The sequence below is a fragment of the Actinomadura sediminis genome (assembly GCF_042675525.1).
Lineage (GTDB): Bacteria > Actinomycetota > Actinomycetes > Streptosporangiales > Streptosporangiaceae > Spirillospora > Spirillospora sediminis.
Map to the genome: position 1 here is coordinate 1 of NZ_JBHTJA010000022.1, position 26,960 is coordinate 26,960.

A 26,960-nucleotide genomic window follows, 5' to 3' on the forward strand; every position below is an offset into this window, starting at 1 on the left:
CTGCGCGGCCGCCTCCCCGGCCACGTGGCCGGCTCCCTGCACGGCCGCCTCGCCCGCTCCGTGCGCGACCGCAACGACGGCGGCCTCGCCCGCGCCGTCCACCGCCGCCTCGCCCGCCCCCTGGGCGGCCGCCTCGCCGGCGCCCTGGGCCAGGGCGCCGCCCGTGCCCTGGGCGGCGCCGGGGAGGAGGGCGGCCGCCACCGGGAAGAGGGACGCCAGGGCGGCGGCGGAGGCCGCGAGGGCGCGGACGCCGGTGTGCTCCCAGCCGGGGCCGTAGGCGGCGACGGCGACGGCCTCGAGTTCCTCGACGAACGCGGACGCGGCGGCGGGGCGGTCCGCCGGGGACTTCGCCATGCCGCGCGCGACGAGCGGGCGCAGGGGGTCGGGGACGTCGCCGACCGGGATCTCGCCCGTGCGGTGGGCGAGCATGAGCGCGGCGCGGTTGCCCGTGTAGGGACGGCTTCCGGTGACGCACTCGACGAACACGCAGGTCGCGGCGTACACGTCGGTGGCGGGGGTGGCCGTGTGGCGGTCCCACTGCTCGGGCGCCATGTAGTACGGCGTGCCCGCGCCGCCCGCCTCCTCCCCGGCGGGGGCGGCGATGCCGAAGTCGACGAGGCGGCTCAGCCCGTCCGCGGGGACGACGACGTTCGCGGGTTTGTAGTCGCGGTGGACGACGCCCAGGGAGTGCGCGGCGGCGAGGCCGAGGAGGGAGCCCTTGAGGACGGCGAGGGACGCCTCGGGGCCGAGTGCGCCCTCGCGGGAGAGGATCTCCTTGAGGGAGACGCCGTCGATCGCCTCCATGACGATCGCGGCGCCGTCCGGTCCCTCGACGAGTTCGTAGAGGCGGGCGATGTGCGGGCTGTCCGCCCGGCCGAGCATCCGGGCCTCGTGCCGCAGCCGTTCGCGCTCCGCTTCGCCGGGGCCGCCGATCAGGTACTTGATGGCGACCGGGGTGCCCGACGCGTCGTGCCGCGCCAGGACGACCCGTCCCTGCGCGCCCGCGCCGAGTTCCCGAACCTCCGTGTAACCGCCGACCGTCCACTCGGACACGTGCCCGCCTCCCACCTACGTGATCTTCGCTGGAGTGGGACGACCGAACCCGCCGGGAGGTTCGCCCCGCCCGCGATCACTCCGCCGCCGTCGACGCCATCACCGCGCTACGCCTGGCGGCCCGGCGTCGAGGGCGATGCGGGCAGCGCCGTGAGCACCGCGCGGATCGCGGGCCGGCGGGCCGCCTTCTCGCGCCAGACGGCGTAGATGCGGCGGTAGAGCGGGGCGGACAGCGGGACGACCACGACGCCGGGCGGGACGTCGCAGCGGCCCATCCGGGGGAGGATCGCGTTGCCGAGGCCGGCGCCGACGAGGGCGAGCTGGGTGGCGAACTCGTAGGCCATGTGGACGATGCGGGGTTCGCTGTCGATGGCGCGGAGGGTGCGCAGGAGCCAGTCGCAGCAGATGCTGTCGGGCGAGGAGCTGATCCAGGGGTCGCCCGCGAGTTCCTTGAGGTCGACGGCGTCGCGGCCGGCGAGGGGGTGGTCGGCGGACAGGGCGACGTCGGCGACGTCCTCGCAGATCGGGGTCTTCTGGAGGCCGTCGGGCAGCGGGAGCGGCTCGTTGTTCCAGTCCTGGACGACGGCCATGTCGAGGTCGCCGCGCAGGACGCGCGGCATGCTCTGCAGCGGGTCCTCCTCGCGGAGGAGGACGTGCAGGTCGGGGTGGTCGGCGCGGAGGCGGCGGAGGGCGCCGGGGACGAGTCCGCGGGCGGCCGTGGGGAAGGCGGCGAGGGTGAGCTGGCCGACGACGGAGCCGCGGTGGGCCTCGAGGTCGGCCTGGGCCTGCTCGACGAGGGAGAGGATGCGTTCGGCGTGCGCGACGAGGAGTTCGGCGGCGTCGGTGAGGCGGACGCCGCGGCCGTTGCGCTCGAGGAGTTTCTGGCCGGTCTCGCGTTCGAGCTTGGCGAGCTGCTGGGAGACGGCGGAGGTGGTGACGTGCAGGACGTCGGCGGCGGCGCTGACGGAGCCGTAGGTGGCCACGGAGTGCAGGGCCCGCAGCCGTTCCAGATCGAGCATGAAGCAACTCTAAAGCGACGGGTCGAGAACTTCTAGCTTGTACTTAAAGTGAGGGGTGTCCAGGATCGGCGTATGAGTCCGCGTCATGTCCTGCTGGCGACGTTGGTGGCCGCGATCTGGGGCTTCAACTTCGTCCCGATCAGCATAGCCCTGGACGACTTCCCGCCGTTCCTGATGGCCGCGCTGCGGTTCGCGGCGGCCGCCGTGCCCGCGGTGTTCTTCGTGCGGCGGCCGGGCGTGCCCGTCCGGTGGCTGCCGCTGGTCGGGCTGCCGCTGGGGGTGGGGCAGTTCGGGCTGCTGTTCCTCGGCATGGAACTGGGGATGCCCGCGGGGCTCGCGTCGGTCGTGCTCCAGGTGCAGGCGATCTTCACGGCGCTGTTCGCGGTGGTGCTGCTGCGCGAGCGGGTGGGGCCCGCGCAGGTCACCGGCATGGCGGTGGCGTTCGGCGGTGTGCTGGTGCTGGGAACGGCGCAGGGCACGGCGCCCGCCGCGGCGTTCGTCGTTTGTCTGGGCGGCGCGGCCGGGTGGGGGCTCGGCAACGTGGCGATGCGGAGGATGCGGAAGGCCGGGACCGTCGACCCGTTCGGCTTCATGGTCTGGATGTCGCTCGTCCCGGTCATGCCGCTGCTGGGGCTCTCGCTGGTGTTCGAGGGGACGGACGCCCTACCCCGGGCCGTCCGGGACGCTTCGTGGGGCGGTGTCGGGTCGCTGCTGTTCATCGCCTACGTGTCGACGCTGTTCTGCTTCGGCGCGTGGGGCTGGCTGATGCGCCGGTACGAGGCCGGGACGGTCGCGATGTACTCGCTGCTCGTCCCGCCGTTCGGGCTCGTGTCGGCGGCGGCGCTGCTCGGGGAGCGCGTCACGGGGGTCCAGTTGGCGGGCGCGGCCCTGGTGGTGGCGGGCGTGGCGGCGGGTTCGGTACGGCTGCGGGGCATGCCGCAGCCCCGGTTGGGGACGAGGTGATGATCGTGTTCCGTGGCGTGTTCGCGTCGCTGGTGACGCCGTTCGCGGGCGGCGAGGTGGACGAGGGGTCGCTGGAGCGGCTCGCGGCGCGGTGCCTGGACGGCGGCGCGGCGGGGCTCGTGGCGCTCGGCACCACCGGGGAGGCGGCGCTGCTGACCCCGGACGAGCGGATCCGGGTGCTGTCGGTGTGCCGGACGGTGTGCGACGAGTACGGGGTGCCGCTCATCGCGGGCGCGGGGGCGATGGGGACCGCGGCGGCGATCGCCGAGGCGCGGGAGTCCTTCCTCGCGGACGCGCTGCTCGTCGTCGTCCCGTACTACCTGCGGCCGTCGGACGACGGGGTCGTCGAGCATTTCGCGGCGGTGGCGTCCTCCGTGAAGATGCCGGTCATCGCCTACAACGTCCCGTACCGGACGGGGAAGCGGCTCGCGGCGGAGACGCTCCTGCGGGTGCTGGACGTCGTCGCGGGGATCAAGCACTGCCCGGGAGCGATCGACGACGACACGCTCGCGCTGCTCGCGGCCGATACGGGGAAGCCGGTTCTGGCGGGCGACGACGCCTACCTGTACCCGATGATGCGGCTGGGCGCGTCCGGCGGCGTCACCGCCTCCGCGTGCCTGGCGCCGGGCGCCTTCGCGGAGCTGGCGCGGTCGTGGGACGAGCGGGGCCGGGAACTGCACGGCGCGCTGCTGCCGCTGGTGGACGCGCTGTTCGCGGAGCCGTCGCCGAGCGTGCTGAAGGCGTGCCTGGCCGAACTGGGCGTGATCGACGACCCGGCGGTGCGCGCGCCGCTGCGCGCGCCCCGGCCGGAGAACGTCGAACGGGCCCTGAAGGCGCTGCCCTAGGGGCGGGCGGCGGCGCGGGCGGCGTGCGGAAGGGCGTCGAGGACGCGGGCGATCGCCGTGTCGTCGTGCGCGGCGGACAGGAACCAGACCTCGAACGCGGACGGCGGCAGGTACACGCCGCGTTCCAGCATCGCGTGGAAGAACGCCGCGTAGGCCCTGGAGTCTTGGCGCCGGGCGGCGGCGAAGTCGCCGACCGCCTCGTCGGTGAAGAAGATCGAGAAGAGGTTCCCGGCGTTCTGCGGGCGGTGCGGGACGCCTTCCCTCGCGAGGGCCTCGGACGCGGCCTTCAGGACGGTCGCGGCGTTCGCGTCGATCGCGGCGTAGACGTCGTCGGTCGCGTTGCGGAGGGTGGCGAGCCCCGCGGCGGTGGCGAGCGGGTTCCCCGAGAGGGTGCCGGCCTGGTAGACGGGCCCGGCGGGGGCGAGGCGGTCCATGATGTCGGCGCGGCCCCCGAAGGCGGCCGCGGGCAGCCCGCCGCCCATCACCTTCCCGAACGTCACGAGGTCGCCCGCGACGCCCTCCAGCCCGTACCAGCCGGACCGGGACGCGCGGAAGCCGGTGAGCACCTCGTCGACGACCAGGAGCGCGCCGTAGCGTTCGCAGAGCCGCTTGAGGAGGGCGTTGAAGTCGGGCAGCGGCGGGACGACGCCCATGTTGCAGGGCACGGCCTCGGTGATCACGCACGCGATGTCGTGGCCGTGCTCGTCGAACGCGAGCTCCACGGCGGCGACGTCGTTGTACGGCAGGACGATGGTGTCGGCGGTCGTCGCGCCCGTCACGCCCGGCGTGTCGGGGAGGCCGAACGTGGCGACGCCGGAGCCCGCGGCGGCGAGCAGCGAGTCGACGTGCCCGTGGTAGCAGCCCGCGAACTTCACCACCTTCGGGCGGGACGTGAACCCGCGCGCCAGCCGGATCGCCGACATCGTCGCCTCGGTGCCGGAGTTCACCAGCCGCACCTTCTCCACCGGGGCGCGGGCGGTGATCTCCTCGGCGAGCTCCACCTCGCCCGGCGTGGGGGCGCCGTAGGACGTCCCGTGCGCGGCGGCCTCGCGGACCGCCTCGACGACCGCGGGGTGGGCGTGCCCGAGGATCATCGGGCCCCACGAGCAGACGAGGTCGACGTACTCGTTGCCGTCCGCGTCGGTGAGGTACGGGCCGTGCGCGGACGCCATGAAGCGGGGCGTGCCGCCGACGGCGCCGAACGCCCGGACCGGCGAGTTCACGCCGCCCGGGACGACCCTGCCGGCACGCTCGAACAACTGCTGGGAGCGATCGGTTCCAGTCACGGTTCCATCCTCTCAGTTGCAGTTCGGCGACTTGCCTTGACCTCGCCCGGCACGGGCCTATATTCCACCAAGTGACGACATCGGCGCCCGTTCCGGCGCCTTTCCCCTTTCACCGGCGATCAGCCGTATCGAGGAGTGGCTTTCAACGTGGTCGACGGCTGGACGGTCCCGGGCTTCACGCACGAACGGGAACTGGGCGGCGGCGCCTCCGGCAGGGTGGCGCTGGCGGTCGACGACACCACCGGGACCCGGGTCGCGATCAGGTACCTGGACCGGCGGCTCGTCGACGACCAGTCGTTCATGGCGCGGTTCGGCGAACGGGCGCGCACGCTCACGCAGATCGAGGACCCCAACGTCGTCGACGTCTATGACTTCGTGACGGGCGCCGAGGGCGCGGCGCTGGTGATGCAGCACGTCGACGGCGTCAGCCTGCGCCGGGTCCTGGCCGTGCAGGGGCCAGTCGGCCCGCTCGCGGCGCTGTCCACGCTCGGCGGGACGCTGCTCGGGCTCGCGGCGGCGCACGAGCGCGACGTCGTGCACGGCGGGGTGCGTCCGTCCGACGTGCTGGTGGACGGGCAGGGCAACGCGGTGGTGGGCGACTTCGCGCTCGCACCGCCCGGCACGGAGGCGCAGGCGGCCGCGCCGTACGCGGCGCCCGAGCTGTGGGAGGGCGCGCCCGCGACCGTCGCGTCCGACGTGTACGCCGCGACCGCCGTGTTCTTCGAGTGCCTCACCGGGCGGCCGCCGTTCGCCGGCCGGAACATGGCGCGGCTGCACCGGGAGGCGCCGGTGCCCGTCGAGGAGGTCCCGGGGCCGCTCCGCGACCTGCTGCGGCGCGGCCTCGCGAAGGACCCGGCGGACCGGCCGGCGTCCGTCGCGGACTTCATCACCGCGCTCGAAGAGGCCGCGATCTCCGCGTACGGGCCGTCGTGGGAGGCGCAGGGCCGCGGGCGGCTCACCGAGCTGGCGGCGGAGGCGGCGCGGCGTCCCGAGCCGAAGAAGCCGTCCCGCGGGACGGGCCGCAACGCGATCGTGGCGGCGGCCCAGCCCGTCCGGGGGTCCCGGACGCGCTGGATCGCGGCGGGCGTCGCGACCCTGGCGGTGATCGCGGGGGCCGCCGTGGCGGTGCCGATGCTGACCGGCGGGGAGGACCCCGCGCCGGTCGCCGCGCCGCCCACCCCGGCGCAGCAGAGCACCAGCCCGCAGCCCGTCCTGCCGAAGGGCGGGGTCGACCCGGCGCCGCTGGTCGTGCGGATCGAGCAGGCGACCGCGCAGGCCCCGGGCGCGAAGTTCGACTTCGCGCGCGACGGCGAGGGCGCCGTCCGGGCCAAGGGGACGTTCGCGGTCGTGCCGGGCGCCCTCCCGTCGTACGCGATGACGGTGCGGGGCACGGGCGAGACGAAGAGCGCGGGCAACACCATCGTGGTCGGCGACCGGTTCCACGGCGAGGTGTCCCGCAAGTGGCGCCCGCTGCCGGCGGACCACCCCTACGCCGCGCTGACCGAGCAGGTCCGCCGCGGCAGCTCGGTCGCGACCGTGACGGCGCTGCTGCGGACCGCGACGGAGCTCCGCAAGGAGGGGGACGTCTACAAGGGCGCGGCGCCCGCGGCGGATCTCGCGAAGGTCCCGGTCGTCGGGCCCCTGTACGCGTCCCTCACCCGGACGACCGGTGCCGCGACGGTCGACTTCGCGATCCGGCTCGACCGGCTGGACCGGCCCGCGGCGCTGTGGCTGCGCGCCGGGGCGCCGCAGGCGCGGCACGCCGTCCTGCAGACCACGTACGCCGACTGGGGCCGCAAGGACGTGAAGGCGCCCCGCTGACGCGCCGCGGGCCCCCGGGATCCGGCGCGATCCCAGGGGCCCGCGGTCCGGGCGGGGCCGCGGTGCTCAGCGGCCGCCGTCGGGGTAGTCCGGGTTGTTGGCGTCGGGGATCTGGATGCTGATCGGCAGGTCCCCGCCCGACAGGACGAGCAGGGCGCCGAGGCGGAGGATCTCGTCGAAGGCCCAGTAGACCTTCTGCAGGACGCCGGGGGCGTCCTCGAGCGAGAGCAGGCCCTCGCGGACGGCGATGAACGGCTCCCAGGCCGTGTCGAACACCGCGTCCCAGAACGGCTCGCGGGGGATCTTCAGCCAGCCGGCGATCTCGTCACCGAGCACGTAGCGGGTGAGCGCGCCGAGGATCGGCTTGGTGACGTACCGGAGGGGGCCGCCCGGGACGATCGTGCCGAGGTTGAGCAGCATGTCGGCCAGCTTCACGCCCTCGGGCGTCGGGGCCAGGATCGGCGTCAGCACCTGCGCCGCCTGGGAGTCGGCCTCCGCCCACGAGTTCGGGATGTACTCCTCCTTGATCCCGAGCATGTAGGCGCAGAGCTGCCAGGAGTGCAGGAACGCCGCGGACTCGTCGTCCGGGATCGGCACCTTCCACTTCTTCAGGTTCTGCATGACCGTCGTCGGGAGGCTGTGCCAGGTGACCATCATGTCGGCCTGGCTGATCGGGATCTCCTCGTCGGCGACCTTCGACCAGTGGGGGGACTGCGGCAGCAGGTGGCGCACGCCCGCGTGCGCGAGCCGGGTCTTGACGCAGGTGACGATCATCTCGCCCTCGTCCCGGTAGGCGTTCGACGTGCCGATGTCGTACCCGAGCTTGGCGGTCTTGGTGATGCGGTCCCGCATGTCCGCGCCGCCCTTGGAGTAGTAGACGGCGCGCGCCTCGCGGGGGATGACCGTGCTCATCATCCCGCTGGCGAAGCCGTAGGTGACGCCGAGGTAGAGCCCGCGCTTCTCGTTGAAGTCCGTCGCGGTGTCGAGCTTGCCCTCGTCGGCCCACGACGGCATCCGCCTGGCCCGCTCCATGAAGCGGCGCAGTTCCGCCGGGAGCGCGCCGGAGAGCGGCTGGCCGTTCTTGGTCCACTTGCGCAGTTCCCGGTTGACGGCCGCCGTGTGGCCGCTCTCGATGATGTCGGCGACGATGCGGTCGGCCTCCTCGTCCCACACGCCCCGGGGGTCGGCGCCCTTCCCCGCGCCCGCCACCGACCCCTTGGGGGACCAGGTCCACAGTGCGCCCGCGTGCGCGGGCGTCGCGACGCCCAGCGCGCCGAGCGCGCCCAGCGTCCCGCCCGCGGCCAGCATCTTCCGCCTGCTGAGTTCGTCCATGCCGTCGTCCTCCTCGGGGTGAGATCCGCTGATACGCTGATACATGGTTTGCATCTGTGTATCATCGGTGGCAGACCAATAACAGCACACGGTTCAATACGAAACAAGACCCGATTTGATGTAATTACCGGCGATAAGAGAACTATCAGCCCTCTTGGGAGGAAACGTGGACTCTGAGCAGGTGTCCGCCCTCGCGGCGGCCTCAGGTCCCGAGTCGCTGCTCGAACGCGCCTACACCGACGCCGTCGAACGGGTCGACGACCCCGACGAGACCCGTGCGCGCGTCCTCGACGCGGCGTACGAGCAGTTCTCCCGGATGGGCGTCCAGCGCTCCACCATGGAGGACGTGGCCCGGCGCGCCGGCGTCTCGCGGATCACCGTCTACCGGCGGTTCGCCACGAAGGACGCACTGGTCGAACAGGTGGTGCGGCGGGAGCTGCGCCGCTACTTCGACCGGTTCCTCATCGACATACAGCGCGCCGAGACCGCCGCCGACCGGGTGGTGCTGGGGTTCGTCAGCTCGCTGCGCGCCATCCAGCGCAACCCGCTGATCGGCGGCCTGATCGTCGCCGAACCCGACTGGCTCGTCCCGTCCATGGTCAGCGACGGCGGGCGGACGCTCGCGGTCGTCCGGCGGTTCGTCGCCGGCCAGCTCCGCCGCGAGCAGCGCGCCGGGAACGTCCCGGACGGCCTCGACGTCGACCTCGTGGCCGAGATGATGGTCCGCGTCTCCGCGTCGTTCCTGGCGATCCCCAGCCTGGTCATCGACCTGGACGACGACGAGCAGCTCGCCATGGTGGCCCGCCGTTTCCTGGTGCCGATGCTGGACGGCTGAACCGCGCGCCCCGCAGGCCGGAACCGTCCCGGGGCGGGGTCAGCCCACGGCGTCCGACAGCACCTCGAGGAGGCGCAGCGGGTCGGGGAGCGGCGTCTGGGGCGGCCGCACCCACATGGTCTCGCGGCCGTAGGGCAGGACGGTCGGCGGTGCGACGACGTAGCTGTCGCGGCAGTGCCAGCGCATCCCGGGGGTCTCGGCGACGTCCTCCGGGGAGCAGTCGAGGTGGCACGACCACCATTCGTCCTCGTCCATGGGGGCGCCCCGGGTGGTGACGAAGAACAGCAGGCGCTCGGCGCCGACCGCGGCGACGGGACCGACGGGCAGGTCGTCGCGCTCGATGCGCGCGAGGGCGCGGTACCCGGCGTCGGCGGGGATGTCGAGGACGTCGAAGACGCGGCCCGTCGGCAGGATGATCCCGGCCTGCGGGCGCTCGCCCCACCAGCGTTTCAGCACGTCCGAGTCGACGCTGGCCTGCAGGCCCCAGGTGGCGGAGACGGGATGGGCGGCGGGGTCCGGGCAGCCGACGCGGTCGCAGGAGCAGGCGCGGTCGCCCCCCACGGGGGCGTGCGCCCCGGGTACGCAGGGCCAGCCGAGGTCGGCGTAGCCGAGGGCCGCCGTGAGCATCCGCTCGCGCGCCGCCTTGTTCCGCCTGTACCCCGACACCGCCAGCATGTGCGCCCCCCAATGCGAGTTCCTGTATCGATGATGCCTCGGGGGGCACGGGTCCGGCACGGCAACCCCCGGAAAAGACCGAACCCGTTATGCGGTGAGGCCGCGCGCCACCTCGGTCGCCCAGTAGGTGAGCACGATGTCGGCGCCCGCGCGGCGGATCGACAGCAGCGACTCCATGATCGTCCGCTCCCGGTCCAGCCAGCCCTTCTCGGCGGCGGCCTCGATCATCGCGTACTCGCCGCTGACCTGGTAGGCGACGACGGGCACGTCCACGGCGTCGCGGACGCGGCGGATGACGTCCAGGTACGCGCCCGCGGGCTTCACCATGACCATGTCGGCGCCCTCGTCGAGGTCGAGGAACACCTCGCGGAGCGACTCGTCGGCGTTCGCCGGGTCCTGCTGGTGGGTGGAGCGGTCGCCGAACCGCGGGGCGCACTCGGCGGCGTCCCGGAACGGGCCGTAGTACGCCGACGAGTACTTCGCCGAGTACGCCATGACCGCGACGTCCGGGTAGCCCGCGCCGTCGAGCGCCTCCCGGATCGCGCCGACCTGGCCGTCCATCATGCCGCTCGGGCCGACGACGGCCGCCCCGGCGGCGGCCTGCGCGACCGCGATGGACGCGTACCGCCGCAGCGTCGCGTCGTTGTCGATCTCGCCCGTCTGGGTGAGGACGCCGCAGTGCCCGTGGTCGGTGTACTCGTCGAGGCACAGGTCCGTCATGACGACGGTCGAGTCGCCGAGGTCGGAGACCAGGTCGCGCAGCGCGAGCTGCACGATGCCCGCCGGGTCGTCGGCGGCCGAGCCCTCGCCGTCCTTGACGGCGGGGACGCCGAACAGGATGATCCCGCCGACGCCCGCCTCGACGGCGTCGTGCGCCGCCTTGCGGAGGCTGTCGCGGGTGTGCTGGTACACGCCCGGCATCGACGCGACGGGCTGCGGCGCGTCGATGCCCTCCTTGACGAACATCGGCAGGACGAGCTCGGCGGGGCTCAGCCGCGTCTCGGCCACCAGCCGGCGCAGCGCCGGGGTGCGGCGCAGCCGGCGAGGGCGCGCGGCGGGGAACTGTGCGGTCATCTGGTCTTCTCTCCTGGGCGCTACTTGCGGCGGCGGGCGCCCCGGCGCATCTGGGACGGCTTGCGCAGCGGGTCGCCGTTCTCGATCTGCGTCGCCCGCCGCTTCGCACCGTACTCGGCGAGCGCCTCGGCGAGGGCGGACACGGACGGCTTGGGCGCCATCACGTCGACGCGCAGCCCGTACTCCTCGGCGGTCTTCGCGGTCTGCGGGCCGATCACGGCGATGACGGTGACGTTGTGCGGCTTCCCGGCGATCCCGATGAGGTTCTTCACCGTGGACGACGACGTGAACAGCACCGCGTCGAACCCGCCGCCCTTGATCGCCTCGCGGATCGGCGCGGGCGGCGGCGCGGCCCGGACCGTCCGGTAGGCGGTGACGTCCTCGCACTCCCAGCCGAGCTCGGTGAGCCGCGCGATGAGGGTGTCGGTGGCGATGTCGGCGCGCGGCAGCAGGACCCGGTTGATCGGGTCGAGGTCCTCGTCGTAGGGCGGCCACACCTCGGCCAGGCCCTCGCCGGACTGCTGCCCGTCCGGGGTCAGGTCGGGGACGACGCCGAACTCGACGAGCGCGGCGGCGGTCTGCTCGCCGACGGCCGCGACCTTCAGGCCGGCGAACGCGCGGGCGTCCAGCCCGTAGTCGGTGAACTTCTCCCGGACCGCCCTGACCGCGTTGGTCGAGGTGAACACGACCCACTCGTACCGTCCGGTGACGAGGCCCTTGACGGCGCGGTCCATCTGCTGGGGGGTGCGCGGCGGCTCGACCGAGATCGTCGGGACCTCGTCGGGGACGGCCCCGTACCCGCGGAGCTGGTCCGACAGGGACGCGGCCTGCTCCTTGGTGCGCGGCACCAGGACGCGCCAGCCGAACAGCGGCTTCGTCTCGAACCAGGACAGCTTGTCGCGGTGCTTCACCACGTCCCCCACGATGATCATCGCGGGGTGCTCCATGCCCTTGGTGTCGGACGCGAGCTTGTGCAGGGTCGACACGACGGTCTCCTGCTCGGTGGTGGTGCCGAGGCTCGTCATCGCCGCGGGGGTGCGGTCGGGGCGGCCCGCGGCGACCAGGCCCTTGCAGGTCTCGGCGACCGCGGTCTCGGCGCCGAGGATCACCAGCGTCGCGGCCGGGTCGGCGTAGGCCGACCAGTCGACGCCGCCGCGGGACGCGTCGACGACGCGGACCTCGCGGTGGTCGGGGTCGGTCAGCGGGATCCCGGCGTAGCCCGGGACGCCCGTCACGGCGGACACGCCCGGGACGACCTCGAACGGCACGCCGGCCTTGGCGAGCGCGCCGCCCTCCGCGGCGAGCCCGCAGCCGAGGCCCGGGTCGCCCTGGAACAGCCGGACGACGCGGCGGCCGGCCTTCGCGGCGCGGGCCGCGAGCTTGACCGGGTCGCCCTCGGCGGTGTCGACGATCTCCGCGTCCGGTCGGCAGTGCGCGAGCACCTCGGCGGGACAGTGCTCCCGGCTGACGATGACGGTGTCGGCGTTCTCCAGCTCGGCGGCGGCGCGCAGGGTCAGCAGCCCCGGGTCGCCCGGGCCCATGCCGACGATGGCGACGGTGCCCGGGTCGGCGGTCCGGCGGGAGGCCGGGACGCCGGCGCCCGTCCGCGCGGGGCTCGTGCGGGCGGGGATCTGGCTAGCGGGGCTCAATCTCGCTCCCCCATCAACTGGTCGGCCCCCTGGGCGAGCAGCCGGTCCGCGAGCTCGCGTCCGATCTGCTCGGCCATGTCCGGGTGGCCGCTTGCGGACATCCGAATCTGACGGCTTCCGTCGTAGGCGGCGACGGTCGCGGTCAGATGCAGCGTTTCATCAACTTCGGCAGCGTATGTTCCCACGGGTGCCGAACAACCGCCCTCGAGCACGTTCAGCACCGTCCGTTCGGCGGTGACGGACGCCCGGGTCATCGGGTCGTCGAGCACGCCGAGCAGCTCGACGAGGTCGGGCCGGTCGGCGCGGCACTCCAGGGCGAGGGACCCCTGCCCGGGGGCGGGCAGCATCTGGTCCGGGTCGAACACCTCGGCGACCGCGTCGAGCCGCCCGATGCGGCGCAGCCCGGCGTGCGCGAGGACGACCGCGTCCAGTTCGCCGTCGGTGACCTTGCCGAGCCGGGTGGGCGCGTTGCCGCGGATCGGGACGACCTCGAGGTCGGGGCGCAGCGCGCGGAGCTGCGCGACGCGGCGCGGCGAGCCGGTGCCGACGCGGGCGCCGTGCGGCAGGTCGGCGAGCTTCGCGGGGCCGCACAGCGCGTCGCGGGGGTCGTCGCGGGCGGGCGTCGCGGCGAGCACGATCCCGGGCGCCGGGTACGTCGGCAGGTCCTTCAGCGAGTGCACCGCGAAGTCCACCTCGCCGGCCAGCAGCTTGTCGCGCAGCTCGTTGACGAAGACCCCGGTGCCCCCGATCTGGGCGAGCAGCGCCTTGGAGACATCACCATGCGTGGTTACCCCGACGAGCTCCACGGCATGCCCCGTACGCTGCGTCAATGCGTCGGCGACGCCCTGGGACTGCGTCATGGCCATCAGGCTCTTGCGGGTGCCGAGCCGCAGCGGGCGCGCCGCGCCCGCCCCCGTCCCGGTGCCTGCCGTAGTCAATGCCTCGCTCCGCTCACGATTCGTCTCCGTTTCCGGGCGCCGCGTCACGGGCGCTCACCGCGCGGACGCTCGCCGCCCGCGCGGCGACGTCCTCCACGGTGGTGGTGCTGACGCAGTCGGCCTCGGCGCAGTCCGCCGCCGTCGCCGACGGTGCGGACGCCGGCGTCGCGGCCCCGCCTCCTTCCACCGTACGCGCGGACGCGCCCCAGGGGGCGGCGCCGCTCCCGGCGGGCGGGACGGGACGCGCCCCGCCGTCCCCGGCGCCGTCCTCCCCGATGTCGGCGCGCGCGACGGCCTCGGGGGCCTTCGGGTCGAGGTCGAACAGCTCGCGGAGCGCGTCGGCGTAGGAGTCGCCGCCGGGCGCGGCCGCCAGCTCCTTCACCCGGACGGTCGGCGAGTGCAGCAGCTTGTCGACGACGCGCCGGACGGTCTGCGCGATCTCCTTGCGGTCGCGTTCGTCCAGGTCGGGGAGGCGTCCGGCGAGCCGGGCCAGTTCGGTGTCGACGACGCCCGCGGCCTTGGCGCGCAGCGCGACGACGGTCGGCGCGACGGCGGCGGCGCGGGCCGCCGAGACGTACGCGGCGACCTCGTCGTGCACGATGCGGCGGACGGCCTCGACGGCGCGGGGGCCGACGGCGCGCGCGGCCTCCTCGGCGGTGCGCAGGTCGTCCAGCCCGGCGAGCGCGACGCCCGGCAGGTCGCGGGCGGCGCGGTCGATGTCGTGCGGGAGCGCGAGGTCGAGCAGGAAGCGGTCGCGGCCGTCGGTGCCCGCGCCGGCCGCGGCGAGCCGCCCGGCGGACAGGACGAGGCCGGTCGCGCCGGTGCAGGACACGATCAGGTCGGCGCCCGCCAGCTCGGCGTCGAGGTCGGCGAGGTCGACGGCGCGCGCGGGGACGTCCAGCGACGCGGCGAGCCGGACGGCGTTCGCGCGCGTCCGGTTGGCGATCACGACTTCGCGGGCCCCGGCGCGGCTCAGCGTCGCGGCGGCCAGCGAGCTCATCGATCCGGCGCCGACGACGAGCGCGCGGACCCCGTCGAGCGGGCCGAGGTGCCGGACGGCGACGTCCAGGCCGACGCTGACCAGCGACGCGCCCGCCTGGTCGATGCCGGTCTCGTGGTGGGCGCGCTTGCCGACCCGCAGCGCCTGCTGCAGGACGTCGTGCAGGTCGCGGCCGATCGTCCCCTCGTCCTGCGCGAGCCGGAACGCCTGCCGCAACTGCCCGAGGATCTGCCCCTCGCCGACGACCATGGACTCCAGCCCGCACGCCACCGCGAACGCGTGCTGGACGGCCCGCTCCTCGTAGTGGACGTACAGGTGCCGGGACAGGTCCTCCAGCGGGACGCCGGAGTGCAGGGACAGCAGCTCGGAGATCGCGGAGACGCCGCCGTGGAACTTGTCCACGACCGCGTACACCTCGACCCGGTTGCAGGTCGACACGATCGCCGTCTCCGCGACGTTCGCGGAATCGTGCACCGCGTGCAGCAGCTTGGCCAGGTCGTCCCCGGTCACCGCCGCCCGTTCGAGCATCGCCACGGGGGCGCTCCGGTGACTCAGCCCCACCACCAACACACTCATGTGAACTCCGCTGTTCGCCCTACTCGCTCCGCACCGCTCCCACCGGAGCCGCGCCCCCCTCGCGGCACGCCGCGCCGCACGTGCCGTCCAACGTTCAACAACGGGCGGCCGCCCGCTCGTCCCGTTACCTCGATCACTCGGTTCAAGCGTCCACCGCCTCCACGTACTGCGTCGTACCGGGGGGCGTCTCGTCGGCGTCGAGCGGGCCGAGGCCGTCCGGGCCGCCCGCCTTGCGCTGCTCGTGGAACGCGAGAATCTGCAGTTCTATGGACAGGTCGACCTTGCGCACGTCGACCTCGTCGGGGACGGTCAGCACGACCGGCGCGAAGTTCAGGACGCTCGTCACGCCCGCCGCCACGACGCGGTCGCACACCCCCTGCGCGGCGGCCGCGGGGGTGGCGATCACGGCGATGGACACGCCGTGCCCGGCGATGACGTCCTCCAGCCGGTCGATGTGCTCCACGGTCATGCCGTAGATCTCCTGGCCGACGATGGAGTCGTCCGCGTCGAGCAGGCCCGCCACGCGGAAGCCGCGGGACGCGAATCCGCCGTAGCCGGCCAGTGCACGGCCCAGGTTACCGACACCGATGATGGCGACCACCCAGTCCTGGGTGAGTCCTAGCTCACGGGAGATCTGGTAGACCAGGTACTCGACCTCGTACCCGACCCCGCGCGTCCCGTAGGAGCCGAGGTGCGACAGGTCCTTGCGCAGCTTCGCCGAGTTCACTCCGGCGGCGGCGGCGAGTTCCTCGGACGACACGGTCGCCACGCCGCGCTCCTGGAGTCCGGTCAGCGCGCGGAGGTAGACCGGCAGGCGCGCCACGGTCGCTTCGGGGATGCCGCGCTCGGCGCGGTCGCGGTTCTGTCGAGATGTCACGGCCTGCTCTTCGGGGCTCGACGCTGGGGACGGGGCGGGACCCCCTGACCCCGGCTCGCGGCCGGGCCTCCCGGCCCGATGCGCGCATCGGGACCGGCCGCCCCAGGGCTGTCAACCAGGTTAAGCCTTTGTGAATACGCGCACAAAGTCACCCCCCGGTTCACGGTCGTGACCGTTTTACCGGCACTCGCTCCAAAAGCCTGTCATCTGCGGCATTTCCGAGCTTTCAGGGTACGTCAGTGGCCACTTACATGGCGAGGGGGTGTGACCGACGACATTCCCGGCCGGGCGCCGGGCCCGGCCGCGCGCGCCGGTTCGGCGCCCGGCCGGACGCTCAGCGGCGTCCGCGGAGTTCCGCGATCGCGGCCCGCAGCCGGTTCTCGTCGACGCGCCAGAAGTCGTGCTGAACACCGTTGATCAGCGTGACGGGGATCTGCTCCCAGTACTCCCGGGTGTCCTCTTCGGACGCGGTGATGTCGCGTTCCTCCACGCGCACGTCCAGATCCGCCGCGACCCGCTCGATGATCGCGCGGGCGTCGTCGCAGAGGTGACAGCCGGGCTTGCCGAGCAGCGTGACGACCACGTCGTCCGCGGTGCCGTCCACCGTCACCTCCGGGGCCGCTCGGGTGCGGGCGGCGGCGGCACCTTGTGCGCCCCGAGCCTCAGCTCGATCACGTTCGTCGCCAGCACGTGCGTCCGCGACTCCGCCAGGAACCGCTTCAGGTGCGGCTGGTGCCGGTGCGCGTTGAAGGCGGCCTCGTCGCGGAAGAGCTGGTACAGGATGCGCTGCGTGGCGCTGCCGACCACCTCGTGGACGGCGCACACCACGGTGTCGGGCTCGGCGGCGCGGGCCGCATTCACCAGCTCCGCGGCGAGCCGGTCGAACGCGGCCTCGCGTCCGTCCAGCAGCGTGTAGACGGTGATCTGGCCGCATCCGGCCGCCAGGTCGCCGCCGGGGCGGCCCGCGACGGCGGGCCCGCCGCCCGGGATCGCGGCGAGCGCCGCGGCGGCGGCGAGCGTGGAGTCGTCCAGCCCGTCGACGGCGGTCGCGCCCGCCGGGCCGTCCGGCAGCGGCTGCCCCCCGGACGGCTCCGGGAACCGCAGCTCCTCCGCCTGCTGCTCGGGGAACCGCAGCTCGCCCCGGCGCCCGCCGGGACGGTTGTCGGCGGGCGGCGTCGGGGCCGGGACGGGCTCCGCGGCGGCGCGCCGCCGCCCCTCGTACGCGGGCTCCTCGTATCCGGTCGCGGGCTCGTCCACGAACTCCCCGTCGAAGTCGTCGTCGTAGAAGTCGTCCTCGTCGTCGTAGACGGGGATCGTGCGCATCGCGCCGTACCAGACGAGCCCGGCCGCGCCGCCGAGCGCGATCGCCGACAGCGCCCCCGGCAGGAACCCGCGGCTGCCGAGCAGCGCGAGCACCCCCGCGAGGGCCACCAGCGCGACCGGGATCAGCAGCTCGGCCGCCTCCCGGTCCCGCTTGCTCGCCATCCAGGCGGTGAACCCCGTGCACGCCACCAGCGCCACCGTCGACACGACGTGCGCGCCGTCGATCAGCAGCAGCGGGAGCGCGTCGTAGGTGTCGCCGGGCTTCGGCAGGTCGTCGCCGAGGTCGCCCTTGAGCGGGTCGAGCAGCAGGATGACGACCGCGACGACCGTGTACGAGATGGTGAACAGCCACGCGCCGAACCGCACCTGGACGAACCGGGCGATCAGCTCGACCATCCCGAGCATCAGCCACAGCGGGGCGAGCAGGGCCGCACCGATCTCCACGACGCGGAAGAACAGGCCGTTGAACCCCGCCAGGAAGCCCACGGCCATCGACAGCAGGGCGAGCGAAAGCCCGACCTGGGTGAACGACCAGGCGATCAGGTAGAGCAGCCGGTCCTTGTATGCGCGCGAGACCAGCAGCCACGTGGCGACTAAGGCGCCACAGGCCGCGAGAAGCGCGAGAAGAGCACTGACCATCGTGGCTTTATGGTGCCCGATCCCGACCCCGGACAGGTAACCCGCCACCCCGTGCCCGTACCGCGGGCGTCCGCGCCACCGGCGCGGCCCGGCCCCCGGCCCCCGCGGGCGCGGCCCGGCCGTCCGGACGGCCCGACGCCGTGCCGGGCGCGTCCCTGAGTGGCCCGGCCGCAGCGCGTTCCGCGCCCCGCGGCCGTGGTCGCCGCCGGGCGTCGTGGCACGTCCCGGCCATTGCCTGGTGCACCTTTCGGTATCTAGAGTGACAAATCCCGCCGGAGGTCGCGTACGCCCCGAGGAGAACTGCATGAGCAGCTTGACCCTCGACGCCGGGGTCATCCCGCTTCCTCGGCGTTCGAGCGTCCCGCTCCCGATCCGGACGGACGAGCCGGCCGCGGGGGGCGCGGAGGCGCTCAAAGCGCTCGTGCTGCGCGCCCGGGACGGCGACGCGGAGGCGTTCGGGTCCCTCTACGACCACTACGTCGAACTCGTCTACCGGTACGTGTACTACCGGGTGGGCAGCCACTCGCTGACCGAGGACCTGACGAGCGAGACGTTCCTGCGCGCGCTCCGCCGCATCCGCGACTTCCACTGGCAGGGCAAGGACTTCGGCGCCTGGCTCGTCACCATCGCGCGGAACCTGGTCGCCGACCACTTCAAGTCCGGCCGGTACCGCCTGGAGATCTGCACCGCCGAGCTGCTGGAGCCCGACCGGCCGCAGGAGGACCCGGAGCAGGCCGTCCTGGACTCGATGACGAACCGGACGCTCCTCGCGGCCGTCCGCCGGCTCGGGTCCGAGCAGCAGGAATGCGTGGTGCTGCGGTTCCTGCACGGCCTGTCGGTCGCCGAGACGGCGCTGATCATGGGCAAGAAGGCCGGCGCGATCAAGGCCCTCCAGTACCGGGCCGTCCGCTCGCTGGCCCGCATGCTCCCCGACGACCTGCGCTGAGCCCGTCCCGCGACACGCCCGGGCGTCCGGGCGTCCCCGTGCCCGGCGCCGCGGCCGTAACCGGAGACGGGCTCCGCTCGTTGTGCGGGCAGGAAGGGAGCGTCATTGCGAAGCGGGCGAGCCAAGATCGTCGGACGAGCCAACCCACTGGTCCGCCTGCGGGCGCGCGCCCCGGCCCCCGACCCGGCCTTCCGGGCCGACCTGCGGGCACGGCTGGTGTCCGCCGCGGCGCGGAGTGAGGACGGTCGCAATCGAGCCCGGGACGACGGCGGCGGAGGCACCGTTGACTAGGCTTCGGGCCATGCGGCGATTCTGGCAGCGCGGCAAGAACCAGGACCCGGTGAGCGCGGGGAAGGTGGCCGCCGAGGCGGCCACCGAACCGGAGCCGCTCCCCGAGCCCGATCCCGCCGCGGCGGCGTTCTTCGACGTCGACAACACGATGATGCAGGGCGCGTCGATCTACTACTTCGCGCGCGGACTGGCCCGCCGCAAGCTGTTCACGACGCGCGACCTGCTGATGTTCGCCTGGGGGCAGGCGGCGTTCCGGCTGCGCGGCACCGAGAACCACGAGCACATCGGCAGCGCCAAGGAGGCCGCGCTGTCCTTCGTCGCCGGGCAGCGCGTCGCGTCCATCGTGCGGCTCACCGAGGAGATCTACGACGAGGTGATGGCCGACCGCATCTGGCACGGCACCCGCACCCTCGCCCTCCAGCACCTGGACGCCGGGCAGCAGGTGTGGCTCGTCACCGCGACGCCCGTCGAGGTCGCCCGGACGATCGCGCACCGGCTCGGCCTCACCGGCGCGCTCGGCACCGTCGCCGAGACCCGCGACGGCGTCTACACCGGACGCCTCGTCGGGAACCTGCTGCACGGGCCCGCGAAGGCCGAGGCCGTGCGGGCGCTGGCGCAGCGCGAGGGCCTCGACCTGTCCCGGTGCTCCGCCTACAGCGACTCGATCAACGACCTGCCGATGCTGACCGTCGTCGGCCACCCGCACGCGGTCAACCCGGACGGCGCGCTCCGCGAGCACGCGAGGGCGAACGAGTGGCCCGTCCACGACTTCCGGACGGGACGCAAGGTCACCATGGTCGCGCTCCCCGCCGCCGCCGGGGCCGGCGCCATCGCGGGAGGCGTCGCGGCGGGCATGGCGCTGCGCAAGCACTACCGGTCGTGAGATGCCGTACCTGTCCCCCCGCGAGTGGTACGCGACGCTCCCCACGGCGCACGTCTCCGCGGGCGCCCTCCTGACGGACGACCGCGACCGCGTCCTGCTCGTGAAGCCGAACTACCGCCCGTACTGGCATGTCCCGGGCGGCACCATGGAGCCCGGCGAGGCGCCGCACCAGGTCGTCGTCCGGGAGATCGCCGAGGAGCTCGGGCTGCGGATCGGCGCCGGGCGGCTGCTGGTCGTCGACGTCGTCCCGCCCAACCCCGACATGGACCGGCCGATGCTCCACTTCACGTTCGACGGCGGCACCGTCGCCGACCCGTCCGCGATCCGCCTGGCCGAGGACGAGCTGGACGCGTTCGGGTTCTTCACCTGGGAGGAGGCCGAGGCCCGGCTCTCCCCCGCCCTGGCGCCCCGCGTCCCCGCGGCGCGGCGCGCGCGTGAACGCCGGGAGACGATCTACCTGCCGGTCGATTCCTGATCTTCCGGCGGGTAGTCCGATGTGTTAAGGATTGCGAACATGGAAGAACGATTCGAGGTCCGGCGGACGATCGCCGCGCCGCCCGCGACCGTGTTCGCGGTGCTCACCGACCCGCGCGGGCACGTGGCGATCGACAGCTCCGGCATGCTCCAGTCGGCCGAGGGCGATCGGGTCACGAAGGCCGGGGACACGTTCGTCGTCCACATGGACCGCGAGTCCCTCAACGACTACCCGCTCGGCAAGTACGACGTCACGGTCGTGATCACCGAGTTCGAGCCGGACGCCCACATCCAGTGGACGGTCGAGGGGAACCTCGAGCCGCCGGTCCGGCACCTGTACGGCTACCGCGTCGAACCCGCCGCGGAGGGCAGCCTCGTCACGTCCTACTACGACTGGAGCGAGATCCACGAGGAGTACCGCGACAAGGGGATCTTCCCCGTGATCCCGGAGGCGGGCCTGCGCGCCACCCTCGGCATCCTCGCCCGGACCGTCGAGCGGCCGCCCCTCGACCTCGCCGCCCTCACGTCCCGGTAGCCGGATCGCGGGACCCCTCCCGCGCCCGCCGCCCTACGCTCCCGCCATGACCATCGCCCGTACGGGGGCCGCCGCCCTCGCCGCAGTGCTCGCGCTCGCGGGCTGCTCTTCCTCCGCCGAGCCGCCACGTGCCGCGGAACCCGCGCCGTCCAGCCCGTCCCCCAGCCCGTCCCCCTCGCCGACCTCGGCGTTCTGCCTCAATCTGAGCACCTTCCAGGTCGGCGCCCTGGCGTACCGGGCCGACGTCGCCCGGGAGGCCGAGGGGAACGGGCCGGGCATGGAGGAGCTGAAGCGCAAGGCCGTGCTGACGCTCCGCACCGCCGAGCCCATGGAGGCGAGCGCGCCGCCGGACATCGCCGGCGACTTCCGGACCGCCGTCGAGGCGATCAGGACGTCGTCGGAGAACCTGAAGCCCGGCAAGCGGGTCGCCGACGTCTGGAAGCCCGTCTGGAACGACGAGAGCATCGCCGCGTTCAAGGCCGTGGACGCGTACGAGTGCGCCCCCGGCGGCGGCTGAGCCGTCAGAAGAACGCGGGGCCGCGGCGCAGGCGCGTCTCGTGCAGCATCTGCTGGACGTTCTCCCGGACGTGGTCGGTGATCTCGAAGACCGTCATCGGGTCGTCGGCGTCCTCGGCGTCGTAGTCGTCCAGGTACATCGGCTCCCCGAAGGCGATCATCCACTTGGACGGCAGCGGCACGAGGCCCGCGGGCCCGAGCAGCGGGAACGTCGGCGTCACCGGGAAGTACGGGAGCCCGAGCAGGCGGGCCAGCGGGCGCAGGTCGGCGATCTTCGGGTAGATCTCCTCGGCGCCGACGATCGCGCACGGGACGATCGGGACGCCCGCGCGCAGCGCCGTGCCGACGAACCCGCCGCGGCCGAAGCGCCGCAGCTTGTAGCGGTCGGCGAACGGCTTCCCCACGCCCTTGTACCCCTCGGGGAACACGCCGACGATCTCGCCCTTGCCGAGCAGCCGGACGGCGTCCGCCTGGCAGGCGAGCGTGTGCCCCGCCTTGCGCGCCAGGTGGCCGAGGAGGGGCACCTGGTAGATCAGGTCGGCGCCGAGCAGCCGCAGGTCGCGCCCCGCGTGGTCGTGCAGCGCGACCGTCAGCATCAGGCCGTCCAGCGGCAGCGTGCCGGAGTGGTTCGCGACGACGAGCGCGCCGCCGTCCCGCGGGACGTTCTCGACGCCGGCCAGCTCGACGCGGAACCAGTGCTCGTACAGGGCGCGGGCGGGCGGCAGCAGCACCGTCCCGTTGAGCTCGGGGTCGAAGCCGAACTCGTCGACCTCGTAGTCGCCGGTGAGGCGGCGGCTGAGGAACTCCAGGCCGGCGGCGATGCGGCGTTCCAGGGAGCGGCCGAGGGAGCGTTCGAGGGAGCGGAGACCGCCGGACGCCGCGTCCCGGTCGCCGCTCGCGGCGTCGCCGCCCCGCCGGGCGTCGCTTCCCGCGTCGCGCCTTTCGTCCCCGCCGCCGTCCCGTTCCCGGGCCGCGGCGAGCGGGATGATCCGGGCGCCCTCGTCTGCCTCATGGTGGGCGTTCATCGGACACCTCCGAGAAGACCCCCGCCTTCGGGCGGGGAGGAACCGGACCCCTGCGGAGCAGGACAGGGGAAGGCGATCCGCCGCCGGGCGAACCGCCGTCCACCAGGCGGGGACGGAACTCGGCCGAGCTCGCTGCGTTCCGGACGGCGTTCCCCCACCCCCGGTGACACCAACGCTCATGCCCTCGCTCCGCCCGAGCATGCCCCCGGGGGCCGGGCGCGCTCAACGGCCGGAGCCCAGGGCTGCCGCGAGGCGGCCGAGGGGGCCGTGGTCCGGGCCCCCGGCGGCGACGAGGTCGGCGAAGGCGGCCTCGGTGTCGTACTTGGGCCGCCAGGCCAGCGCGCCCGCCAGGGCGGACGTGTCGACGACCCGCCCGTAGGTGAGCCAGCGCAGCAGTTCGGGCGAGAAGCCGGACAGGCCCGCGAACCGGCGGCCCATGTCGCCGAACACCGAGATCGACGGGGCCGGGACCGGCACGGACGGGCGCCCGGCGCGGCGCAGCGCCTGGGAGAGCAGCAGCACGCCGTCCCCGGCGACGTTGAAGCAGCCGGGGTGGTCCTCGACGGTCATGCGGCGCAGCACCTCGACGCCGTCGTCCTCGTGGACGAACTGCAGCCGGGGATCGAACCCGAGCACCGTCGGGACGACCGGAAGCCGCAGGTACCGGGTGAACGGGGAGTCCACGCCGGGGCCGACGAAGTTCGCGAAGCGCAGCACGGACACGGTCAGGTCGGAGCGGCGGCGCATCAGGCCGCGCACGTAGCCCTCGACCTCGACCGCGTCCTTGGCGTACCCCGACGAGGGGGCCTCGACGGGCTGGTCCAGCTCGGTGAAGACCGCCGGGTCCTTCGGGGAGGAGCCGTAGACGGCCGCCGAGGACCGCACGACGAGCTTGCGCGCGTCCGGTGAACGCTGGCACGCCGCGAGCAGCTGCATCGTGCCGATGACGTTGAGTTCCTTCACCTTCGCCCGCGGCACGGACGGGGACGTCACCAGGTTGAGGTGCACCACCGTGTCGACCCCGGCGGACGCGATGAGTTTCGCGATGCCGGGCGTCCGGATGTCCACGCGGACGAACTCGGTGCGGCCGAGCGGCGCCGTGGGCGGGACCGTGTCCGCCCCGATCACCCGCTCGATGCCCGGGTCGGCCTGCAGCGCGTGCGCGACCCGCGCCCCCAGGAGACGGGACACGCCCGTGACGAGGACGACACGGGCCGCGGGCGTGGACGACACTGTGGGCCCCATCCTCTACGGCCGGGCGGCCGGCGCGCTCACTTCTTGTTGCGGCGCTGGATGCGCGTCTTCTTCAGCAGCTTGCGGTGCTTCTTCTTCGCCATCCGCTTACGACGCTTCTTGATGACAGAGCCCACGAGACCTCGCTCCGGCGTATCGGGTGATGTGCGGTCCGGACGTGCCGCGGGCGAGGTCGCTCGACGGCTCACTCGATGATGCGCGCACGGTCCAGTGGTCAAGAGTACCGCCGTACCGGCGCGGATCATGCGCCGGCATGGCGGGGAGGCGTCCGCGGGGTGACGCGGACGCGTCGGCCGCGCCGGCGCGGCCGACGCGTGCGGCCGTCCGGTGCGGGTGTCCGGCGCCGCGCTCGGCACGGCACCGGACGCCGCCTGTTCGCGCCGGGACGGGCGCGCCCGTCCCGTGCGGTGTCCTCCCGTCTCCGGCGGCCGCGCCGCCGGGGTCCCGTCCTCAGTCCCCGTCGCGCGGCCGGGTGCCGGCCCGGCGGCCGCCGCGGGCCCGCGGCCCGGACCGCCGCCGCCCCGTCATCCGGCCTCGATGTACGCTTCGCGCAGGTAGTCGTGTACGGCCTGCTCGGGGACGCGGAACGAACGGCCCACGCGGATCGCGGGCAGCTCGCCCGAGTGGACGAGGCGGTAGACGGTCATCTTGGACACCCGCATCACCGCCGCCACTTCGGCCACCGTCAGGAACCTGACCTCGCTCAGAGGTCGCTCGCCTGAACTCATCGGACGCCCTCTTCCACACGTGCCGCGCACCGGTCCTTCGGGGTGACTTTGATCACGCACGTGTACTTCCTCCAGCGTAAATCGCGTATCGCGCGTCGCAAGAGGGGATTCCACGCATTTCCGTCTCCGGACCTTGCCGGGGCGCCACAGTGCTGATACGCGTGCCGCGCCCGTCCCGGACGCGCCGCACGACACGACCGTCCGATGTGAAGCACGACCCCGGATCGACCTGCGTCCCATGCGTCACGAGGGGTCCCGGACGAGCGCATGCGTCACGCCCGCCCGTTCACGGTGACGCAGGGTGACGAACGGGCGGGGGAACTTACGGGACGGGCGGGCTCAGCCGGTGGCGTGCAGCCCCGCGTGCCCGAGGATGAAGGCGGTCAAAGGGGCGTAATGGTGCGGGTTCACGCCGTCGTCGAGCGGGACGACCACGTCGACCTTGCCCTCGGCGGCGCCGGCGAACAGCGCCGGATCGTTACAGTCCGCGAACCCGACGGTGTCGATGCCCGCCTGCCCGGCCGCTCCGGCCCACCCGTGATCGGCGATGGCCAGATCCGGCCAGAATTCCGGTTTACCGCCCGCACCGCCCTCGGACCCGCTATCGGCGGCGAGTTCGCGCAGCATCGCCTCCATCGGGTGCGGGTCGTGCGTGTGCTGCGTGCGGCCGTCCTCGCTCTCCAGCATCGCGACGCCCGGCTCGGCGTACACCAGGCGCCGCAGGTCCGAACCGCCGTAGTCCGTCCCGATCTCGTACGTCCAACCGCGCGCGGGCGTCAGCACCGTGCACCCGGCGCCCAGCAGAGCGCGCGCGACGGCCTGGTAAAGGGGTGTGAGCGTGGCCGGGTGCCCGGTGGCGACGACCACGTTCTCCTTCCTCTCCGCGGCGAGCCCGATGCGCTTCCCCATCGCCTCGAGGGCGTCGAGCGTGATGTCGGGGTCGATGGTGTCGTCCCCGTACATGTGCCGGGGGTCCGGGTCGACGCCGCAGCGCTCGACCATCATCTCCAGCACGGACTGCTCGGTCCACGACGGGTCGAGCTCCAAGCCGAACTGGTAGTACGGGTGCCCCGCCGCCATCCGGCGGTAGTGCAGCAGATTGTTCTGGCGCGGCGTCGCGACGTCACCGGCGATCATCGTCCGGACCATGTGCGCCCGCAGGTCGGCGCGCGTGGGCGCGTCCATCACTCGTCCGTCATCGGGTCGAGGCCGTGCTCCGGGAAGACCGCCCGCCGCGTCGCCAGGATCGCCTGATCCACCGGATTCGCCGGGTCGTAGCCGTTCCCCCACCTGTGCACCTCCACCACGTCGGTCCCGTCCGTCATCCGGCGCGGGGCGATCTCCTCGGTCCGCAGCCGGACGAACGCGCGCCAGTCGTCCGGCGTCTGCGTCTCCGGCGGGATCGGCCCGCCGGCGGCCTCCGCGAGCAGATGCGTCCACGTGCGCGGCACCACCTGCACCAGCTCGTAGCCCCCGCCGCCGGTCGCCACCCAGCGGCCGCCCGCCGTCTCGTGCGCGAGCCGGTGCAGCGCGGCGGCCGCGGCGCGCTGCCCGTCCACGCTCAGCGTCAGATGCGCCAGCGGGTCGAGCGTGTGCGCGTCGGCGCCGTGCTGGGTGACCAGGACCTGCGGCCGGAACCGGCGCAGCAGCGGCGGGACGATCGCGTCGAACGCCCGCAGCCACTGCGCGTCCCCGGTGCCCGGCGGCAGCGCCACGTTCACCGACGTGCCCGCCGCGCCCGTCTCGTTCGGGAACCCGGTGCCGGGGAACAGGGTGCGCGGCGTCTCGTGCAGGCTGATCGTCAGGACGCGCGGGTCGTCGGCGAACGCGATCTGCACCCCGTCGCCGTGGTGTACGTCCACATCGACGTACGCGACGCGCTCGGCGCCCTGTTCCAGCAGCCACGCGATGGCGACCGCCGGGTCGTTGTAGACGCAGAACCCGCTCGCGGCGCCCGCCAGCGCGTGGTGCAGCCCGCCCGCGATGTTCGCCGCGTGCTCGGCCGTCCCGTTCCACACCGCCTCGGCCGCCGCCACCGACGCGCCCGTCACCAGCGCGGACGCGTCGTGCATCCCGAGGAAGACCGGGTTGTCGTCGGTGCCGAGCCCGTGCCGCGGCTCCGGCAGCCCGGTCGCGCCCGAATGCCGGACGGACGCGATGTACGACTCCTCGTGCACCAGCCGGAGCAGCGCGTCGTCCGCGGGCTCCGGCGCGGCGACCCGCACGTTCGGACGGTCGAGGACGCCCAGCTCACGCGCGAGCCGCATCGTCAACTCGACGCGCACGGGATTCAGGGGGTGCCCGGGGCCGAAATCGTAGGAAGTGAGCCGCTCGTCCCAGAGGATCTCGAGCCCGCACGGACCGGGCGCGTCGGGCGACTGAGGGGCGGGACTGCTCATGACC

The 26,960-nt window shown here is 73.8% G+C and carries 27 protein-coding genes; 9 read left to right on the top strand and 18 right to left on the bottom strand.

Going from position 1 to position 26,960, the window contains the following annotated elements; translation table 11 throughout:
• Both ACFQ11_RS14030 and ACFQ11_RS14035 read right to left on the bottom strand, forming a co-directional pair.
• The coding region (locus ACFQ11_RS14030) for a serine/threonine-protein kinase (RefSeq protein WP_378298733.1) at positions 1 to 1,053 on the bottom strand (1,053 nt) is incomplete at its 3' end.
• A gap of 107 nt (positions 1,054 to 1,160) precedes the next feature.
• Positions 1,161 to 2,072, bottom strand: coding sequence for a LysR family transcriptional regulator (locus tag ACFQ11_RS14035; protein WP_378298734.1), 912 nt, complete (start codon positions 2,070 to 2,072; stop codon positions 1,161 to 1,163).
• A gap of 72 nt (positions 2,073 to 2,144) precedes the next feature.
• On the opposite strand from ACFQ11_RS14035, the gene ACFQ11_RS14040 reads away from it, so the two are divergent.
• Together ACFQ11_RS14040 and ACFQ11_RS14045 are read left to right on the top strand one after the other, a co-directional pair.
• The gene (locus ACFQ11_RS14040) at positions 2,145 to 3,035 is read left to right on the top strand and encodes an EamA family transporter (protein ID WP_378298735.1); all 891 of its coding nucleotides are present in this window, start codon (positions 2,145 to 2,147) and stop codon (positions 3,033 to 3,035) included.
• Entirely contained in the window at positions 3,035 to 3,880 is an 846-nt protein-coding gene (locus ACFQ11_RS14045) for a dihydrodipicolinate synthase family protein (protein ID WP_378298736.1), read from the top strand. Before ACFQ11_RS14040 ends, ACFQ11_RS14045 begins: the two co-directional genes overlap by 1 nt.
• Here ACFQ11_RS14045 and hemL read toward each other — a convergent pair.
• Positions 3,877 to 5,166, bottom strand: coding sequence for a glutamate-1-semialdehyde 2,1-aminomutase (hemL, locus tag ACFQ11_RS14050; RefSeq protein WP_378298737.1), 1,290 nt, complete (start codon positions 5,164 to 5,166; stop codon positions 3,877 to 3,879). The genes ACFQ11_RS14045 and hemL overlap by 4 nt on opposite strands.
• Positions 5,167 to 5,301: 135 nt before the next feature.
• Between hemL and ACFQ11_RS14055 the strand changes: the two genes are divergently transcribed.
• Complete coding sequence (locus ACFQ11_RS14055) at positions 5,302 to 6,987, top strand: serine/threonine-protein kinase (protein ID WP_378298738.1); 1,686 nt, start codon at positions 5,302 to 5,304, stop codon at positions 6,985 to 6,987.
• A 66-nt stretch (positions 6,988 to 7,053) separates the two neighbouring features.
• Here ACFQ11_RS14055 and ACFQ11_RS14060 read toward each other — a convergent pair whose 3' ends face one another.
• Positions 7,054 to 8,373: an oxygenase MpaB family protein gene (locus ACFQ11_RS14060; protein ID WP_378298739.1), complete on the bottom strand. Its 1,320-nt coding sequence runs from the start codon at positions 8,371 to 8,373 to the stop codon at positions 7,054 to 7,056.
• 112 nt (positions 8,374 to 8,485) lie between these two features.
• Between ACFQ11_RS14060 and ACFQ11_RS14065 the strand changes: the two genes are divergently transcribed.
• On the top strand, positions 8,486 to 9,154 hold the full coding sequence (locus ACFQ11_RS14065; protein WP_378298740.1) for a TetR/AcrR family transcriptional regulator: 669 nt from the start codon (positions 8,486 to 8,488) through the stop codon (positions 9,152 to 9,154).
• Positions 9,155 to 9,193: 39 nt separating this feature from the next.
• Here ACFQ11_RS14065 and ACFQ11_RS14070 read toward each other — a convergent pair whose 3' ends face one another.
• The 8 genes from ACFQ11_RS14070 to ACFQ11_RS14105 all read right to left on the bottom strand — a co-directional run bounded on the left by ACFQ11_RS14070 (position 9,194) and on the right by ACFQ11_RS14105 (position 17,905).
• A complete protein-coding gene (locus ACFQ11_RS14070) occupies positions 9,194 to 9,829 on the bottom strand; it encodes a bifunctional DNA primase/polymerase (protein WP_378298741.1) in 636 nt (211 codons plus the stop codon).
• Positions 9,830 to 9,916: 87 nt separating this feature from the next.
• The gene (gene hemB, locus ACFQ11_RS14075; RefSeq protein ID WP_378298742.1) at positions 9,917 to 10,903 is read right to left on the bottom strand and encodes a porphobilinogen synthase; all 987 of its coding nucleotides are present in this window, start codon (positions 10,901 to 10,903) and stop codon (positions 9,917 to 9,919) included.
• Positions 10,904 to 10,923: 20 nt separating this feature from the next.
• Positions 10,924 to 12,453 (bottom strand): bifunctional uroporphyrinogen-III C-methyltransferase/uroporphyrinogen-III synthase, encoded by a 1,530-nt coding sequence (locus tag ACFQ11_RS14080; RefSeq protein WP_378298806.1) that lies wholly within the window; start codon positions 12,451 to 12,453, stop codon positions 10,924 to 10,926.
• 95 nt (positions 12,454 to 12,548) lie between these two features.
• A complete protein-coding gene (gene hemC / locus ACFQ11_RS14085; protein WP_378298807.1) occupies positions 12,549 to 13,418 on the bottom strand; it encodes a hydroxymethylbilane synthase in 870 nt (289 codons plus the stop codon).
• A gap of 85 nt (positions 13,419 to 13,503) precedes the next feature.
• Positions 13,504 to 15,066, bottom strand: coding sequence for a glutamyl-tRNA reductase (locus ACFQ11_RS14090; protein WP_378298743.1), 1,563 nt, complete (start codon positions 15,064 to 15,066; stop codon positions 13,504 to 13,506).
• 142 nt (positions 15,067 to 15,208) lie between these two features.
• The gene (locus ACFQ11_RS14095; protein WP_378298744.1) at positions 15,209 to 15,943 is read right to left on the bottom strand and encodes a redox-sensing transcriptional repressor Rex; all 735 of its coding nucleotides are present in this window, start codon (positions 15,941 to 15,943) and stop codon (positions 15,209 to 15,211) included.
• 334 nt (positions 15,944 to 16,277) lie between these two features.
• Positions 16,278 to 16,547 carry a glutaredoxin family protein gene (locus tag ACFQ11_RS14100; protein WP_378298745.1) on the bottom strand — a complete coding sequence of 90 codons (270 nt, stop codon included), beginning with the start codon at positions 16,545 to 16,547 and terminating at the stop codon, positions 16,278 to 16,280.
• A 2-nt stretch (positions 16,548 to 16,549) separates the two neighbouring features.
• A complete protein-coding gene (locus tag ACFQ11_RS14105; RefSeq protein ID WP_378298746.1) occupies positions 16,550 to 17,905 on the bottom strand; it encodes a putative quinol monooxygenase in 1,356 nt (451 codons plus the stop codon).
• Positions 17,906 to 18,209: 304 nt separating this feature from the next.
• Between ACFQ11_RS14105 and ACFQ11_RS14110 the strand changes: the two genes are divergently transcribed.
• The 5 genes from ACFQ11_RS14110 (at position 18,210) to ACFQ11_RS14130 (ending at position 21,551) form a co-directional block, all read left to right on the top strand.
• Complete coding sequence (locus tag ACFQ11_RS14110; RefSeq protein ID WP_378298747.1) at positions 18,210 to 18,851, top strand: sigma-70 family RNA polymerase sigma factor; 642 nt, start codon at positions 18,210 to 18,212, stop codon at positions 18,849 to 18,851.
• Positions 18,852 to 19,152: 301 nt separating this feature from the next.
• On the top strand, positions 19,153 to 20,025 hold the full coding sequence (locus ACFQ11_RS14115; protein ID WP_378298748.1) for an HAD family hydrolase: 873 nt from the start codon (positions 19,153 to 19,155) through the stop codon (positions 20,023 to 20,025).
• Between the two features lies 1 nt (position 20,026).
• Positions 20,027 to 20,500, top strand: coding sequence for an NUDIX domain-containing protein (locus ACFQ11_RS14120; RefSeq protein ID WP_378298749.1), 474 nt, complete (start codon positions 20,027 to 20,029; stop codon positions 20,498 to 20,500).
• 39 nt (positions 20,501 to 20,539) lie between these two features.
• Positions 20,540 to 21,034, top strand: coding sequence for an SRPBCC family protein (locus ACFQ11_RS14125; RefSeq protein ID WP_378298750.1), 495 nt, complete (start codon positions 20,540 to 20,542; stop codon positions 21,032 to 21,034).
• A gap of 46 nt (positions 21,035 to 21,080) precedes the next feature.
• Positions 21,081 to 21,551, top strand: a complete 471-nt coding sequence (locus tag ACFQ11_RS14130) for a hypothetical protein (protein WP_378298751.1) — start codon at positions 21,081 to 21,083, stop codon at positions 21,549 to 21,551.
• A gap of 4 nt (positions 21,552 to 21,555) precedes the next feature.
• On the opposite strand, the gene ACFQ11_RS14135 is transcribed toward ACFQ11_RS14130, so the two are convergent.
• From ACFQ11_RS14135 to ACFQ11_RS14160, 6 genes are all read right to left on the bottom strand, one after another.
• On the bottom strand, positions 21,556 to 22,575 hold the full coding sequence (locus tag ACFQ11_RS14135; protein ID WP_378298752.1) for a lysophospholipid acyltransferase family protein: 1,020 nt from the start codon (positions 22,573 to 22,575) through the stop codon (positions 21,556 to 21,558).
• Between the two features lie 222 nt (positions 22,576 to 22,797).
• Positions 22,798 to 23,820, bottom strand: coding sequence for an NAD-dependent epimerase/dehydratase family protein (locus tag ACFQ11_RS14140; protein WP_378298753.1), 1,023 nt, complete (start codon positions 23,818 to 23,820; stop codon positions 22,798 to 22,800).
• A 26-nt stretch (positions 23,821 to 23,846) separates the two neighbouring features.
• The gene (locus ACFQ11_RS14145) at positions 23,847 to 23,945 is read right to left on the bottom strand and encodes a 30S ribosomal protein bS22 (RefSeq protein WP_018654693.1); all 99 of its coding nucleotides are present in this window, start codon (positions 23,943 to 23,945) and stop codon (positions 23,847 to 23,849) included.
• Positions 23,946 to 24,353: 408 nt separating this feature from the next.
• Positions 24,354 to 24,557 carry a helix-turn-helix domain-containing protein gene (locus tag ACFQ11_RS14150; protein WP_026403281.1) on the bottom strand — a complete coding sequence of 68 codons (204 nt, stop codon included), beginning with the start codon at positions 24,555 to 24,557 and terminating at the stop codon, positions 24,354 to 24,356.
• Between the two features lie 339 nt (positions 24,558 to 24,896).
• Complete coding sequence (locus tag ACFQ11_RS14155) at positions 24,897 to 25,742, bottom strand: phosphatase (RefSeq protein WP_378298754.1); 846 nt, start codon at positions 25,740 to 25,742, stop codon at positions 24,897 to 24,899.
• Positions 25,742 to 26,956 (bottom strand): acetoin utilization protein AcuC, encoded by a 1,215-nt coding sequence (locus ACFQ11_RS14160; RefSeq protein WP_378298755.1) that lies wholly within the window; start codon positions 26,954 to 26,956, stop codon positions 25,742 to 25,744. Before ACFQ11_RS14160 ends, ACFQ11_RS14155 begins: the two co-directional genes overlap by 1 nt.
• Between the last annotated feature and the right edge of the window lie 4 nt (positions 26,957 to 26,960).

Bases quoted from the DNA above. Each gene is read 5' to 3' on its own strand.
- hemC (WP_378298807.1), bottom strand. From the start codon at position 13,418: ATGGCCATGACGCAGTCCCAGGGCGTCGCCGACGCATTGACGCAGCGT.
- hemB (WP_378298742.1), bottom strand. From the start codon at position 10,903: ATGACCGCACAGTTCCCCGCCGCGCGCCCTCGCCGGCTGCGCCGCACC.
- ACFQ11_RS14140 (WP_378298753.1), bottom strand. From the start codon at position 23,820: ATGGGGCCCACAGTGTCGTCCACGCCCGCGGCCCGTGTCGTCCTCGTC.
- ACFQ11_RS14130 (WP_378298751.1), top strand. From the start codon at position 21,081: ATGACCATCGCCCGTACGGGGGCCGCCGCCCTCGCCGCAGTGCTCGCG.
- ACFQ11_RS14135 (WP_378298752.1), bottom strand. From the start codon at position 22,575: ATGAACGCCCACCATGAGGCAGACGAGGGCGCCCGGATCATCCCGCTC.
- ACFQ11_RS14070 (WP_378298741.1), bottom strand. From the start codon at position 9,829: ATGCTGGCGGTGTCGGGGTACAGGCGGAACAAGGCGGCGCGCGAGCGG.
- ACFQ11_RS14125 (WP_378298750.1), top strand. From the start codon at position 20,540: ATGGAAGAACGATTCGAGGTCCGGCGGACGATCGCCGCGCCGCCCGCG.
- ACFQ11_RS14035 (WP_378298734.1), bottom strand. From the start codon at position 2,072: ATGCTCGATCTGGAACGGCTGCGGGCCCTGCACTCCGTGGCCACCTAC.
- ACFQ11_RS14155 (WP_378298754.1), bottom strand. From the start codon at position 25,742: ATGGACGCGCCCACGCGCGCCGACCTGCGGGCGCACATGGTCCGGACG.
- ACFQ11_RS14060 (WP_378298739.1), bottom strand. From the start codon at position 8,373: ATGCAAACCATGTATCAGCGTATCAGCGGATCTCACCCCGAGGAGGAC.
- ACFQ11_RS14090 (WP_378298743.1), bottom strand. From the start codon at position 15,066: ATGAGTGTGTTGGTGGTGGGGCTGAGTCACCGGAGCGCCCCCGTGGCG.
- ACFQ11_RS14150 (WP_026403281.1), bottom strand. From the start codon at position 24,557: ATGAGTTCAGGCGAGCGACCTCTGAGCGAGGTCAGGTTCCTGACGGTG.
- ACFQ11_RS14115 (WP_378298748.1), top strand. From the start codon at position 19,153: ATGCGGCGATTCTGGCAGCGCGGCAAGAACCAGGACCCGGTGAGCGCG.
- ACFQ11_RS14110 (WP_378298747.1), top strand. From the start codon at position 18,210: ATGAGCAGCTTGACCCTCGACGCCGGGGTCATCCCGCTTCCTCGGCGT.
- ACFQ11_RS14160 (WP_378298755.1), bottom strand. From the start codon at position 26,956: ATGAGCAGTCCCGCCCCTCAGTCGCCCGACGCGCCCGGTCCGTGCGGG.
- ACFQ11_RS14120 (WP_378298749.1), top strand. From the start codon at position 20,027: ATGCCGTACCTGTCCCCCCGCGAGTGGTACGCGACGCTCCCCACGGCG.
- ACFQ11_RS14045 (WP_378298736.1), top strand. From the start codon at position 3,035: ATGATCGTGTTCCGTGGCGTGTTCGCGTCGCTGGTGACGCCGTTCGCG.
- ACFQ11_RS14040 (WP_378298735.1), top strand. From the start codon at position 2,145: ATGAGTCCGCGTCATGTCCTGCTGGCGACGTTGGTGGCCGCGATCTGG.
- ACFQ11_RS14105 (WP_378298746.1), bottom strand. From the start codon at position 17,905: ATGGTCAGTGCTCTTCTCGCGCTTCTCGCGGCCTGTGGCGCCTTAGTC.